Source organism: Pseudomonas oligotrophica, assembly GCF_021726475.1.
GTDB classification, from domain to species: domain Bacteria; phylum Pseudomonadota; class Gammaproteobacteria; order Pseudomonadales; family Pseudomonadaceae; genus Stutzerimonas; species Stutzerimonas oligotrophica.
Window position 1 is genome coordinate 176,615 of sequence record NZ_JAKJRU010000007.1, and the last position, 12,548, is coordinate 189,162.

Annotated in this window: 10 protein-coding genes and 1 pseudogene; 7 read left to right on the forward strand and 4 right to left on the reverse strand. The window is 68.0% G+C overall.

The window, feature by feature from the left end; all coding sequences use genetic code 11:
* The first annotated feature begins 11 nt into the window (after positions 1-11).
* The 4 genes and pseudogenes from L3N39_RS15885 to L3N39_RS19065 all read left to right on the forward strand — a co-directional run bounded on the left by L3N39_RS15885 (position 12) and on the right by L3N39_RS19065 (position 4,467).
* On the forward strand, positions 12-644 hold the full coding sequence (locus L3N39_RS15885) for a DsbA family protein (RefSeq protein ID WP_237258432.1): 633 nt from the start codon (positions 12-14) through the stop codon (positions 642-644).
* Positions 637-2,415: an ABC transporter ATP-binding protein gene (locus tag L3N39_RS15890; protein ID WP_237258433.1), complete on the forward strand. Its 1,779-nt coding sequence runs from the start codon at positions 637-639 to the stop codon at positions 2,413-2,415. The genes L3N39_RS15885 and L3N39_RS15890 overlap by 8 nt, the downstream gene beginning before the upstream one ends.
* Before the next feature lie 165 nt (positions 2,416-2,580).
* Positions 2,581-3,609 (forward strand): annotated as a pseudogene (locus L3N39_RS19060) (methyl-accepting chemotaxis protein); the annotation flags it as partial.
* 144 nt (positions 3,610-3,753) lie between these two features.
* Positions 3,754-4,467, forward strand: coding sequence for a methyl-accepting chemotaxis protein (locus tag L3N39_RS19065; protein WP_431978039.1), 714 nt, complete (start codon positions 3,754-3,756; stop codon positions 4,465-4,467).
* Positions 4,468-4,675: 208 nt separating this feature from the next.
* Here the strand turns inward: L3N39_RS19065 and L3N39_RS15900 are convergent, their stop codons facing one another.
* Positions 4,676-5,755 (reverse strand): metal-dependent hydrolase, encoded by a 1,080-nt coding sequence (locus L3N39_RS15900; RefSeq protein ID WP_237258435.1) that lies wholly within the window; start codon positions 5,753-5,755, stop codon positions 4,676-4,678.
* Between the two features lie 148 nt (positions 5,756-5,903).
* Between L3N39_RS15900 and arfB the strand changes: the two genes are divergently transcribed.
* Complete coding sequence (arfB, locus tag L3N39_RS15905) at positions 5,904-6,317, forward strand: alternative ribosome rescue aminoacyl-tRNA hydrolase ArfB (protein WP_237258436.1); 414 nt, start codon at positions 5,904-5,906, stop codon at positions 6,315-6,317.
* A gap of 3 nt (positions 6,318-6,320) precedes the next feature.
* Here arfB and L3N39_RS15910 read toward each other — a convergent pair whose 3' ends face one another.
* The 3 genes from L3N39_RS15910 to L3N39_RS15920 all read right to left on the reverse strand — a co-directional run bounded on the left by L3N39_RS15910 (position 6,321) and on the right by L3N39_RS15920 (position 10,081).
* Positions 6,321-7,622 (reverse strand): MFS transporter, encoded by a 1,302-nt coding sequence (locus L3N39_RS15910; RefSeq protein ID WP_237258437.1) that lies wholly within the window; start codon positions 7,620-7,622, stop codon positions 6,321-6,323.
* A gap of 167 nt (positions 7,623-7,789) precedes the next feature.
* Positions 7,790-9,115 carry a DUF2254 domain-containing protein gene (locus L3N39_RS15915; protein ID WP_237258438.1) on the reverse strand — a complete coding sequence of 442 codons (1,326 nt, stop codon included), beginning with the start codon at positions 9,113-9,115 and terminating at the stop codon, positions 7,790-7,792.
* Positions 9,116-9,148: 33 nt separating this feature from the next.
* Complete coding sequence (locus tag L3N39_RS15920) at positions 9,149-10,081, reverse strand: LysR family transcriptional regulator (RefSeq protein WP_237258439.1); 933 nt, start codon at positions 10,079-10,081, stop codon at positions 9,149-9,151.
* Positions 10,082-10,204: 123 nt separating this feature from the next.
* On the opposite strand from L3N39_RS15920, the gene L3N39_RS15925 reads away from it, so the two are divergent.
* A complete protein-coding gene (locus tag L3N39_RS15925; RefSeq protein ID WP_237258440.1) occupies positions 10,205-11,026 on the forward strand; it encodes an HTD2 family dehydratase in 822 nt (273 codons plus the stop codon).
* Positions 11,027-11,168: 142 nt separating this feature from the next.
* Positions 11,169-12,332: an acyl-CoA dehydrogenase family protein gene (locus tag L3N39_RS15930; RefSeq protein WP_237258441.1), complete on the forward strand. Its 1,164-nt coding sequence runs from the start codon at positions 11,169-11,171 to the stop codon at positions 12,330-12,332.
* Positions 12,333-12,548: the final 216 nt, after the last annotated feature.

The following is a 12,548-nucleotide window of genomic DNA, read 5'->3' on the forward strand; positions in this document are numbered from 1 at the left end:
ACGGAGTGAGCATGAGCGCCCGACTGATCTACGTGATGGACCCGATGTGCTCCTGGTGCTGGGGCTTCGCGCCGGTTGCCCAGGCGCTCGCCGAGCAGGCCGGGCAGGGCGGTGTGGCGCTGCACCTGGTGGTCGGCGGGCTGCGCCGCGAGCGCACGCCGATGGACGCCGCCGGGCGCAGCCGCACCCTGGCCTACTGGCGGGCGGTGCACGAGGCCAGCGGCCAGCCGTTCGACTTCGCCGCCGGCCTGCCCGAGGGGCTGGTCTACGACACCGAGCCCGCCTGCCGGGCGCTGGTCGCGGCGCGGCAGCTCGATGCCGCGCGGGCCTGGCCGCTGGCGCTGCTGATCCAGCAGGCCTTCTACACGCAAGGCGAGGACGTGACCCGGCCGGCGCGGCTGGTCGAGCTGGCCGAGCGCGCCGGCCTGTCGCGCGACGCCTTCGCCGAATGCTTCGATGCCGATGCGACCGGCGCGGCCACCGCCGCCGACTTCGCCTGGGCCGAGAACCTCGGCATCGCCGGCTTTCCCACCCTGCTCGCCGAGCGCGACGGCCAGCTCGCGCTGCTGACCAACGGCTATCGCTCGCTGGAGGCGCTGGCGCCCCTGCTGGCGCGCTGGCTCGAGCGTGGTGCCCATGGCTGACCAGCTGAGCTGGGCGGAGATCCGCCGCCTCGCCCTGCGCCACCGCAAGGCGCTGCTGCTGGCCAACCTGGTCGCCGTGCTGGCGACCCTGTGCAGCGTGCCGATCCCGCTGCTGCTGCCGCTCTTGGTCGACGAGGTGCTGCTCGGCCAGGGTGATGCCGCGCTGCGGGTGATGGACCGCTTCCTGCCCCAGGGCTGGCAGGTCGCGGCCGGCTACATCGGCCTGATGCTCGGCCTGACCCTGCTGCTGCGCGGCTCGGCGCTGGTGCTCAACGTGTTGCAGGCGCGGCTGTTCGCGCGATTGTCCAAGGACGTGGTCTACCGCCTGCGGGTGCGGCTGATCGAGCGCCTCAAGCGCATCTCGCTCGCCGAATACGAAAGCCTCGGCGGCGGCACCGTGGCGACCCATCTGGTGACCGATCTGGACACCATCGACAAGTTCCTCGGCGACACCCTGAGCCGCCTCTTGGTGGCGCTGCTGTCGATCGTCGGCACCGCGGCGATCCTGGTCTGGATGCACTGGCAGCTGGCGTTGTTGATCCTGCTGTTCAACCCGCTGGTGATCTACGCCACGGTGCAGCTGGGCAAGCGCGTCAAGCACCTGAAGAAGCTGGAGAACGACAGCACCTCGCGCTTCACCCAGGCGCTCACCGAGACGCTGGAGGCCATCCAGGAAGTGCGCGCCGGCAACCGCCAGGGTTTCTTCCTCGGCCGGCTCGGGCTCAAGGCCCGCGAAGTGCGCGACTATGCGGTGGCCTCGCAGTGGAAGACCGACGCCTCCAACCGCGCCAGCGGCCTGCTGTTCCAATTCGGCATCGACGTGTTCCGTGCCGCGGCGATGCTCACCGTGCTGTTCTCCGACCTGAGCATCGGCCAGATGCTCGCGGTGTTCAGCTACCTGTGGTTCATGATCGGCCCGGTGGAGCAACTGCTCAGCCTGCAGTACGCCTTCTATGCCGCCGGCGGCGCGCTGGGGCGAATCAACCAGCTGCTGGCGCGCGCCGACGAGCCGCAGTATGCCGCCACCCAGGACCCCTTCGCCGGCCGCGAGACGCTCGACATCGAGGTCCGCGGCCTGCGCTTCTCCTACCAGGAGGAAGCGGTGCTCGAGGGGCTGGACCTGTCCATCGCCGCCGGCGAGAAGGTCGCCATCGTCGGGGCCAGCGGCGGCGGCAAGAGCACCCTGGTGCAGCTGCTGCTCGGCCTCTACCAGCCGCAGGCCGGGGAGATCCGCTTCGGCGGCGTGCGCCTGGAGGACATCGGCCTGGCCACGGTGCGCGACAACGTCGCCGTGGTGCTGCAGCACCCGGCGCTGTTCAACGACACGGTGCGCGCCAACCTGTGCATGGGCCGTGAGCGTGACGACGCGGCCTGCTGGCAGGCGCTGGAGATCGCCCAGCTGGCCGATACCGTGCGCCAGTTGCCGCAAGGGCTGGACAGCATCGTCGGGCGCTCCGGCGTGCGCCTGTCCGGCGGGCAGCGCCAGCGCCTGGCAGTGGCGCGGATGATCCTCGCCGAGCCGAAGGTGGTGATCCTCGACGAAGCCACCTCGGCGCTGGACGCGGCCACCGAATACGCCCTGCACCAGCAGCTGACGCGTTTCCTCCAGGGGCGCACCACGCTGATCATCGCCCACCGCCTGTCGGCGGTGAAGCAGGCCGACCGCGTGCTGGTGTTCGACGGCGGACGCATCGCCGAGCAGGGCGAACACCAGCAGCTGATCGCCGAGGGCGGCCTCTACGCGCGGCTCTACGGCCACTTGCAGCACTGATCGGGCGCCAGACGAACGGCGCCAAAAAAATCCTGCCCGGGCACTCAACTATTCGGCAGCGCTGCCGACTTCAGGCTGATGGCCTTTTTAAGGGATTGAACGATGCAAGCTGCAAACCCCTTCACCAACCTGCCGGTCGGCAAGAAACTCAGCATCGGCTTCGGCATGGTGCTGGTGCTGACCCTGGCGGTCGCTGGCACCGGTTTCTATGCGGTCGATGCCACCGTCGAGCGGTCGCAGCAGATCAATCGGCTGGCCGGGATCAACGCGAGCATCCTGGCCGCCCGTGGCGACGAGCGCGACTTCGCGCTGACCCGCCAGGAAGCCTCCGCCACGCAACTGCACCAGGGGCTGGGCGCCATCGGCGGCGAGCTTAAGCAGCTGGCCGCCAGCGCCGACAGCGAGCTGCAGGCGGGCCTGGTGCGGATCGGCAAGGCGGTCGACGCCTACCAGCAGCAATTCGACGAGTACCGCGAGCTGATCAGCCGCGGCGAGCGCCTGCGAGTGCAGATGGGCGAGGCCGCGCAGCGCAGCCGCGAGGAGTTCGAGTTCATCGAGCTGGACATGTACGACGCCGTGCGCGTGCTGCGCCTGGAGGGCGACCGGCTCAAGGGCAGCGACCCGCTGACCATCGCCGAGGCGACTTCCGGGCTGACCAAGCAGGTGCTCGACATGCGCACCCTGGAGAACGCCTTCATCGCCAACAGCGACGAGCAATCGGTGAGCGACTGGCAGGCCAAGCATGCCGACGTCAGCGCCATCGGCAGCAACCTCAAGGTCTGGCTGGACGACGGCCAGAAGAGTTCGATGGACGCCGCCCTGGCGGCGCTAGGCGATTACCAGCGCGCCTTCGACGAGTTCCGCGGCAACCGCATCCGGCGCCTGGCGGCGCAGCAGCGCATGGCCGAGCTGTCCGGCGAAGTGATCGCCGCGGCCGGGCAGACACTGGCGCTGGCAACCGAGGAAATGAAGGCGCAGCGTTCGAGCATCTACCTGCTGCTGGCGGTGATCGGCGGCCTGGCCATCCTCATCGGCATCGTGGCGGCGGCCGCCATCACCCGGCTGATCGTCGGCCCGCTGCGCGATACCGTCGCCCAGGCCGAACGGGTGGCAGCCGGTGATCTGACGCACTCCCAGGCCAGCATCCGGCGCGACGAGGTCGGCCAGCTGCAGAACGCCATGCACCGGATGAACGAGAGCCTGCGCAACCTGATCGGCCGCATCGGCGGTGGGGTCAGCCAGATCGCCGCGGCCGCCGAGCAGCTGTCGGCGGTGACCGCGCAGACCAGTGTCGGCGTGCAGACCCAGCGCGAGGAGACCGACCAGGTCGCCACTGCGATGAACGAGATGGCCGCCACCGTGCAGGAAGTCGCGCGCAACGCCGAACAGGCCTCCCAGGCCGCGCTGCAGGCCGATCAGCAGGCGCGCCAGGGCGACCGCGTGGTGCGCGACGCGATTGGCCAGATCGGCAGCCTGTCGTCGGAGGTGGAGCATTCGGCCCAGGCCATCGAGGCGCTGAACGAACAGAGCGGGCGGATCGGCAGCGTGCTGGAGGTGATCCGCGCGGTGGCCGAGCAGACCAACCTGCTGGCGCTCAACGCCGCGATCGAGGCGGCGCGTGCCGGCGAGCAGGGCCGTGGTTTCGCGGTGGTCGCCGACGAGGTGCGCGCGCTGGCGCGGCGTACCCACGACTCGACCGAGGAAATCGAAGGGCTGATCGGCAGCCTGCAACAGGTCGCCGGCCAGGCGGTCGCGCAGATGCAGACCAGCCGCGAGCTGACCCAGCGCACCGTCGAGCTGGCCAACGAGGCTGGCACGGCGCTGGGGCGGATCACCGAGTCGGTCTCCACCATCGAGCAGATGAATCAGCAGATCGCCGCCGCCGCCGAGCAGCAGAGCGCCGTGGCCGAGAACATCTCCGAGAGCGTTACCCGCGTGCGCGACATCGGCGAGCAGAGCGCCTGCGGCAGCGAGCAGACCGCCAGCGCCAGCGCCGAACTGGCGCGCCTGGGCGTCGAGTTGCAGGAGCTGGTGCGGCAGTTCCGTACCTGAGGCGACTGGCGAGCCCGAACGACCCCGGCCCCGTGCCGGGGTTTTTGTTGGCGCTGGGCGGCGTCTGGAGAGGTGGGCCGTTGCTGCCCCGGGCACAGCTCCGGCCGTGCGTAGGGTGGATGGCCGAAGCCATCCACGCCCAGTCAGCACCCGTTTTGTAGGAAAGCCCTGGCCGCGTCGACATCGCCCGGGCCGGGCGCAGGTTCATTCAGCGGCGGCGGCCGAGGTCGATGGCCCATTCGCCCAGCGGCACTTCCGGCTGCTGGTTCCAGATCCGCCGCCAGAGCACTTCCAGCCGGGCCAGGTCGCCGCGTGCGGCGGGCAGGCGCTCGGCCTGTTCGACCAGTTGCCAGCCGTCCTCGTCGCGCCGGGCCAGCGGGAAACGGAACGGGTGGAAGCCGGTCATGCCCAGGCGCAGGTCGGTCACCAACAGCTGATCGTCTTCCACGTCATAGCGCAGGAGGCCGTCGGTGAACCAGTGCAGGCGCTGGTGCTGCGGCGAGGTTTCCAGCGCAGCGGCCAGGCGGGCGCCGCGGGGCAGGGCGACCAGCTCCGGCGGGCCGTCGTCGAGCCAGCCCACCAGCGCTTCGTGATAACGCTCGCCGTCGATCACCACCACCCGCCAGAGCAGGCTGTTGAAGGGCGTCGGCGTGCTGAACAGGCGCTCGGCCTGGATGCCCTGGCGTGCCAGTTCCGCCTCCACGCGCTGCGCGGCCATCAGCTTGCCGGCGACGGTGAAGCCCAGGTACAGCGTCGAGAGCGCCAGTGCCGCCGCCGGCCAGCGGGCCGCACGGCCACGAAAACCGGCGACGCCGACGACCAGCACCGCCAGCAACAGCGGCAGGCTGTACAGCGGATCGATGATGAACACGCTGGCCCAGGCGACCGGCGGAGTATCGAGTGGCCAGAACAGCTGGGTGCCGTAGCTGGTGAAGGCATCGAGCAGCACATGGGTGACCAGCACCAGCCAGATCGCCAGGAACAGGCGCATCGCCGAATAGCCCGGGCGCACCCTGCCGGGCAGGGGTAATCGCAGGCCGCGCCACGCGCACCATCGCACGGCCAGCCAGGTCAGCAGCAGTGCCACGCCGGTGAGCACGAACAGCGAGTGGCTGAAGCCGCGGTGGTAGGTCATGTCGGCCACCGCGTCGCCGTAGTCGATGATCACGTCGAGGTCGGGCAGGGTGCCGAGCAGCGCGCCGAACAGCAGTGCCTTGCGCCCCTGCCAGCGGCCGAGCAGGGCGGTATGGACACTGGCGCCGAGGACGGCCTGGGTGATCGAATCCATCGAGGTGTGCGCTCCGCTGAATCGAGGGCTGGATGGACACTACCCGAAGACGGCCCTGCCGGCAGGCCGAATGTGTGTTCAAACCTGTCGGTCTGCCGCGGGCCGTAGGACAATCCAAGGCATATCGTCCAACGGAAGCCTGACCGCCATGCTGGAAATCTCCAACAACGTACAGCTCGCCGACAGTGAGGTCGAGCTGAGCGCCATCCGCGCCCAGGGGGCCGGCGGGCAGAACGTCAACAAGGTCTCCAGCGCCGTGCACCTGCGCTTCGACATCGGCGCCTCGTCGCTGCCGGCGTTCTACAAGGAGCGCCTGCTGGCCCTGCGCGACAGCCGGATCACCGAGGGCGGCGTGGTGGTGATCAAGGCCCAGCGCTACCGCACCCAGGAGCAGAACCGTGCCGACGCCCTCGAGCGCCTGGTGGAGCTGATCCGCAGCGTGACCAAGGTGGAGAAGGCGCGGCGGCCGACGCGCCCGACGCTTGCCTCGAAGACGCGCCGGCTCGAAGGCAAGACCCGCCGTGGCGCGATCAAGGCCGGGCGCGGCCGGGTCGATTTCTGAGCCTCAGGTACCGGTGCGTGGTTCGGCCGGCGGCACGTCGTCGTCCAGAGTCTGCTCGTTGGCTGGTTCCTGGGCGACGCTGGCCTCTTCCGGCGCATCGGGCATCAGCTCCATCACCGTGGGGCTGGTCCGCAGCATCGGCGTGAAGTGGCCGTGGGGCTCGGTGACCAGGTCCATCACCTTGCGCGGGCGGTAGAACGCGTAGAACGCCAGCACGCCGAGGGAGACGGCGAAGAACACCGGCAGCGCCACCGGGCCGGCCAGGTGCATCAGCGCGCCGGCGATCACCGGGCCCAGCGCGGCGCCGAAGCCGTTGGCCAGCAGCAGGCCGCTGGAGCCGGAGAGGATCTCGTCGGGGTTGAGGTGGTCGACCATCTGCGCCACGGCGATCGAATAGATCGAGAATGCCAGGCCGCCCCAGACGAACATCAGCCCCAGCAGCAGCGGGCTGGCACCCAGCGGTGCCACGGCCAGCGCCAGCAGCGCGGCCAGCGCCACCACCCAGAGCAGCACTGTGCGCCGCTCATGCTTGTCGGAGAACAGGCCGATCGGCCACTGCAGCACCGCACCGCCGAGGATGGTCACGCTCATCAGCAGGCCGACGCCGGAAGCATCGAAGCCGATCTGGCTGGCATACACCGGTGCCAGGCCCCAGAAACCGCCCAGGGCGAACCCCGAGATGCCGGCGGCCATCAGCGGCAGCGGGGCGATGCGCGCCAGCTGCAGCAGGTCGGTCGGCGGGATGTCCGGCAGCGCCGGCTGCGGCTGGCGGGTCAGGGTGATCGGCATCATCGCGCCGCCGATGAGGATGGTCGCCAGGGCGAACAGGGTGAACTCCATCGGGCTGTCGAGGCCCAGCAGCTGCTGGGCGACGGCCAGCGCGCCGAGGTTGACCGCCATGTAGATGGCGAACACCTGGCCGCGCTTTTCGCCGCTGACCTGGGCGTTGAGCCAGCTCTCGATGACCATGTACAGCGTCACCAGGGCGACGCCGTAGATCACCCGCAGCACCAGCCAGACCCAGGGGTTGACGATCATCACGTGCAGCAGCACGGCAGTGGCGGCGAGCGAGGCGTAGAAGGAGAAGGTGCGGATGTGGCCGATGCGCCGGATCAGCGAGGGCGCCAGCCAGGTGCCGATCAGGAAGCCGGCGAAGTAGCCGGACATCAACAGGCCGACCATGCCGGTGGAGTAGCCTTCGGCGACGCCGCGCAGCGTGAGCAGGGTGTTCAGCAGGCCGTGGCCGAGCAGCAGCAAGGCCACGCCGCCGAGCAGCGAACTGATGGGAGCGATCAAGGACTTCATGGGCGACACCCTAGGCAACGAAATCGGCTAAAGCAAGTTTCGGCGCGCCGGCCATGGCTCGGCGAAGTTTCATAACTTGCTGATTCTAAAAGGTAAAAACCTGGGCGAGTGGGGTGGCTCATCGCGATACACCGCTCCCTGTGTTGTCGTTGGGCAGCAGCAAGCGCTCAGGATTCCCGCAGCGGCGCGCGCGACAGCGGCTCGGCATGACGTACTGCCTGGTTCAGTGACTGCACTGCCTCGGCCATCGCCTGGCGATCCAGCTCGCCGGACAGGGTGATCGATGCCTGCTCGACGACCGCTTCGGCGTGGCGCAGCAGGATGCGTTCGGTGGCGCTGTCGCCGGCGGCATACAGCAGGTTCTTGCAGGCCTGCAGCAGCGTCAGCAGTACCTGCAGGTCGCTGCTGCCGTAGCGGCGCAGGGGGCCGAACGCCAGCTGCAGCATCGCGTCCAGCTCCAGCTCGCGGATGAACAGGCGTGGCTGGCCCTCGATCGGGGCGACCTCGTGGTTGGGCAGGTGCATGCGTTCGGCCAGCAGCACGCCAAGCATGTCGATCGCCTTGATTGCCGTGCCCGGGTCGTTGATGCCCGGGCTCAAGGCGCGGATGGCGATCTCGACGATCTGCTTGAAGCCGAAGAAGAAGTGCCGGTGGGCATATTCCTCGACATAGAAGTCGAAGCAGTCCAGCAGCCGGCTCACGCAGGCTTCGTCCAGCTCGCGGTCCAGGCGGATCAGCGGGTGGCCCGGCATGACGAAAAAGCCGTAATGCACCTGCACCGTCATCTGCGCGTCCTGCTCTTGCAGCAGTGCCTGCGCCGCCGAGAGGTTCAGCGCCTTGAAGTAGCCCGAACGTTGGGCGCGGATCGTCGTCCAGCGGCTGTCGTCGGGCCAGGGAATCACATCGCGGTCGCCAGCCTGGCGGCGCCTGGCGTGGAGCTGGTCGAGGGTCTGCTTGTAGACCCGGTTGAGGATGTAGTCGACCTGGATCGACAGCGAAATCGAGCGGATGAAGTAGATGAACAGGCACAGGCAGATCACGCCCAGGAACAGCGCCAGAAAGACGCCCAGGCTCGGCACATTGATGTCGTCGCCTTCCTGAATGGTCGAGATCAGCATCAGTGAATTGATGATGGTGCCGAGATAGACGCCCAGCACGACTTGGTGGCTGCGGCTGCTGATCAGCCCCGGAATCACCCGCGGCGACAGCGAGGAGGCCGCCGAATTGAGCACCACCATGACCATCGAGAAGCTGAACACCATCAGCGAGATGGTCCCGCCGACCAGGGTGCCGAGAATCAGCCGGGCGTTCTCGGCGTTCTTCACCAGGCCAAGGTCCAGGTCTTCCTTGTATGGTTGCAGCCAGGTCATCTCCAGCAGGATCGTCACCACGCAGAGAAGTCCCAGACCCACCGCAATCAGGGTCGGGTAAAAGGCGATGCTGCCGGTGATGCGGTGGTACAGGCGAAACAGCCTGTTGGTCAGTGATGGCATGGCAGCTCCCTGCGGTGATCCGGCGATGCGTGCCTACCCGCCGTTCGGCAGCAAAGGCTGGGCAACGTTCGTTTCGGCGGCTACATCGGGCGCCAGGGTGGCGATCAGCGCACGCACGCTGCCGGGCAGGGCGTCCAGTTCGCGGACCAGGATGCTGCGCTCGCGCACCGCCCAGGGCTCGTCCAGTGTGACTAGGGCCAGCTGCATGGTGCGGCTGTGTCGGCGCGCTGCCGACTCGGGGATGATGCCGATGCCCACACCGGCCTCGATCATCCGGCAGACCGCCTCGAAGCTGGAGACCTGGATGCGCAGGGAGAGCTGGCCGCCGAGTTTTTCCACCTGATCGCGCAGGAATGTCAGCAGGGTGCTGCCCTCGTGCAGGCCGATGTGCTGATAGGCCAGGGTCTGGCGCAGCGTGACCTGTGCTTCCCCGGCCAGCGGATGGCCGACCGGCACCGCCAGCAGCAGGCGGTCGGTGCTGAAGTGCAATACCTGCAGCCCTTCGGCCTGCACCGGGCCCGCGATGATGCCCATGTCGGTGCTGCCGTCGAGCACGCCGCGGACGATGTCGCGGCTCAGGCGTTCCTGCAGGTCCACCGTGACGCCGGGGCGCTCGGCGAGAAATCCGGCCAGCACCTCCGGCAGGAATTCGGTTACGGCCGTGGTATTGGCGAAGATGCGGATGTGACCGGCCGAGTCGGTGCCGTATTCGGCGAACTCGCTTTTCAGGTAGTCCACCTGGCGCATGATCAGCCGCGCATGCTGCAGCAGCTTGTGGCCGGCCGGCGTCAGCTCCACCCCGCGGCTGTCGCGGTAAAGCAGGCGGCTATCGAGCTGGCCTTCCAGTGCCTTGATGCGCGCGCTGGCGGCTGCCGGCGAGAGGTGCGCACGGCGCGCACCCTGGGTCAGGCTGGGCGATTCGGCGATATGGATGAACAGGCGCAGGTCGGCCAGATCGAAATGCATGAGGCGCCTCGGCTTGGGTCGGGCGTTCAGCTTAGCCGAACGCCGGTGTCGGTAAATACAAATTCTCGGAACGCTGGCTTCGTAGCATCCTGCGGCAAAACAAGACAACAGCGGAACCCGACGATGACCGATACCTCTGCCTGGATTGGCCGCAGCGAAGAAGTCCACGACCAGCTCAGCCGCAACCTGCTGATGCGCATCGCCGCGACCTTCGGTGAAAGCACTCCCGCCCATGGCGAAGCGCTGCCGCCTTTGTGGCAATGGTGCTTCTTCCAGGACCCGATTGCGGAAAACGGGCTGGGCGAGGACGGCCACCCGGCGCGCGGTGGCTTCCTCCCGCCGGCGAACAACCGCAACCGCATGTGGGCCGGTGGTCGGGTCGAGTTCATTCGCCCGCTGGAAGCGGGTGGCGAGGCCCGGCGGGTATCGACCATCAAGCACATCGAGGAAAAACAAGGCCGCACCGGCGCCCTGCTGTTCGTCACCGTGCAGCACGACTACCTGCAGGACGGCCGCCTGGCCATCCGCGAGGAGCAGGACATCGTCTACCGTGAGCCCACCCCGCCGAAAACCAGCAGCGGCGAACCCATGGTCGCCGGTGGCTGGCGCGAGGCGGTCACACCGACGCCGACGCTGCTGTTCCGTTATTCGGCGGTCACCTTCAACGGCCATCGCATCCATTACGACTGGCCCTACGTCACCGAGACCGAAGGCTATGCCGGCCTGGTCGTTCACGGCCCGCTGATCGCCACCTTGAACCTGCGCGCCTTCTGCCGCGCCAATCCCGACGCCCGCCTGCGCCGCTTCGCCTACCGCGGCCTGCGCCCGCTGATCGCGCCGCAGCCGTTCGAGGTCGGCGGCCGCATCGTCGCGCCGGGCCAGGCCGAACTCTGGGCCGGCGACCACAACGGCCTGGCGCAGAAAGCCGAAGTGGAATTCGACTGAATCGTAGGGTGGATAACGGCGCAGCCTTATCCACCGAAAGTCCGGCGGTGGAACGCCACCCGGTGGATCGCCACCCGGTGGATCGGTAAAGCGCGATCCACCCTACGCCGGCCGCGACAACCAGAAGTGGTGAGAAACCGAGATGACCCCGAACAAGACCGAAGAACTGAGCTTCATCCGCGAAGGCGTGCGCGCCCTCTGCGCCGAATTTCCCGCCGACTACTGGCGCAGGATCGATGAGGAGAAGGGCTTCCCGGAAGCCTTCGTCACCGCCATGACCGAGGCCGGCTGGCTGTCGGCGATGATCCCGGAAGAATACGGCGGCTCGGGCCTGGGCCTGGCCGAGGCCTCGGTCATCCTCGAGGAGGTCAACCGTTGCGGCGGCAACTCCGGGACCATCCATGGGCAGATGTACAACATGTTCACCCTGCTCAGAAACGGCAGCGAGGAGCAGAAGCGCCATTACCTGCCGAAGCTGGCCAGCGGCGAGCTGCGCCTGCAGTCCATGGGCGTCACCGAGCCGACCACCGGCACCGACACCACCAAGATCAAGACCACCGCCGTGCGCCGGGGCGACAAGTACGTCATCAACGGGCAGAAGGTATGGATCTCGCGCATCCAGCATTCCGACCTGATGATCCTGCTGGCACGCACCACGCCGCTGGCCGAGGTGCAGCGCAAGTCCGAGGGCATGTCGATCTTCCTTATCGACCTGCGCGAGGCCATCGGCAACGGCCTGACCGTGCAGCCGATCGCCAACATGGTCAACCACGAGACCAACGAGCTGTTCTTCGACAACCTGGAAATCCCCGCCAGCAGCCTGATTGGCGAGGAGGGCAAGGGCTTTCGCTACATCCTCGACGGCCTGAATGCCGAGCGCACGCTGATCGCCGCCGAGTGCATCGGCGATGGCCGCTGGTTCGTCGAAAAGTCCGCTGGGTACGCCCGCGACCGTGTGGTATTCGGCCGGCCCATCGGGCAGAACCAGGGCGTGCAGTTCCCGATCGCCGAAGCGCATATCGAGATCGAGGCCGCCGACCTGATGCGCTGGCGCGCCTGCGAGGAATACGACGCCGGGCGCAACGCCGGAGCCGCGGCCAACATGGCCAAGTACCTGGCAGCGAAGGCCAGCTGGGAGGCTGCCAACGCTTGCCTGCAGACCCACGGCGGCTTCGGCTTCGCCAACGAATACGACGTCGAGCGCAAGTTCCGCGAGACGCGGCTGTACCAGGTGGCGCCGATCTCCACCAACCTGATCCTGTCGTACGTGGCCGAGCACTTGCTCGAGCTGCCGCGCTCGTTCTAACGGAGCCAGACGTAGGGTGGAAAACGACCGCAGGTCTTTTCCACGCGTATCCGACAGGCGATGCACTTGCTGGGAATGGCCTTCGTTGGCCACCACAAGAGGGCGCCGTGCGGCGGAGCGGATTCGGACAGGCGCGTGGAAAAGGCTTCGCCGTTTTCCACCCTACGACGGCAGGTTCGTAGGGTGGATGTCGCGAAGCACATCCACGCGGGCGTT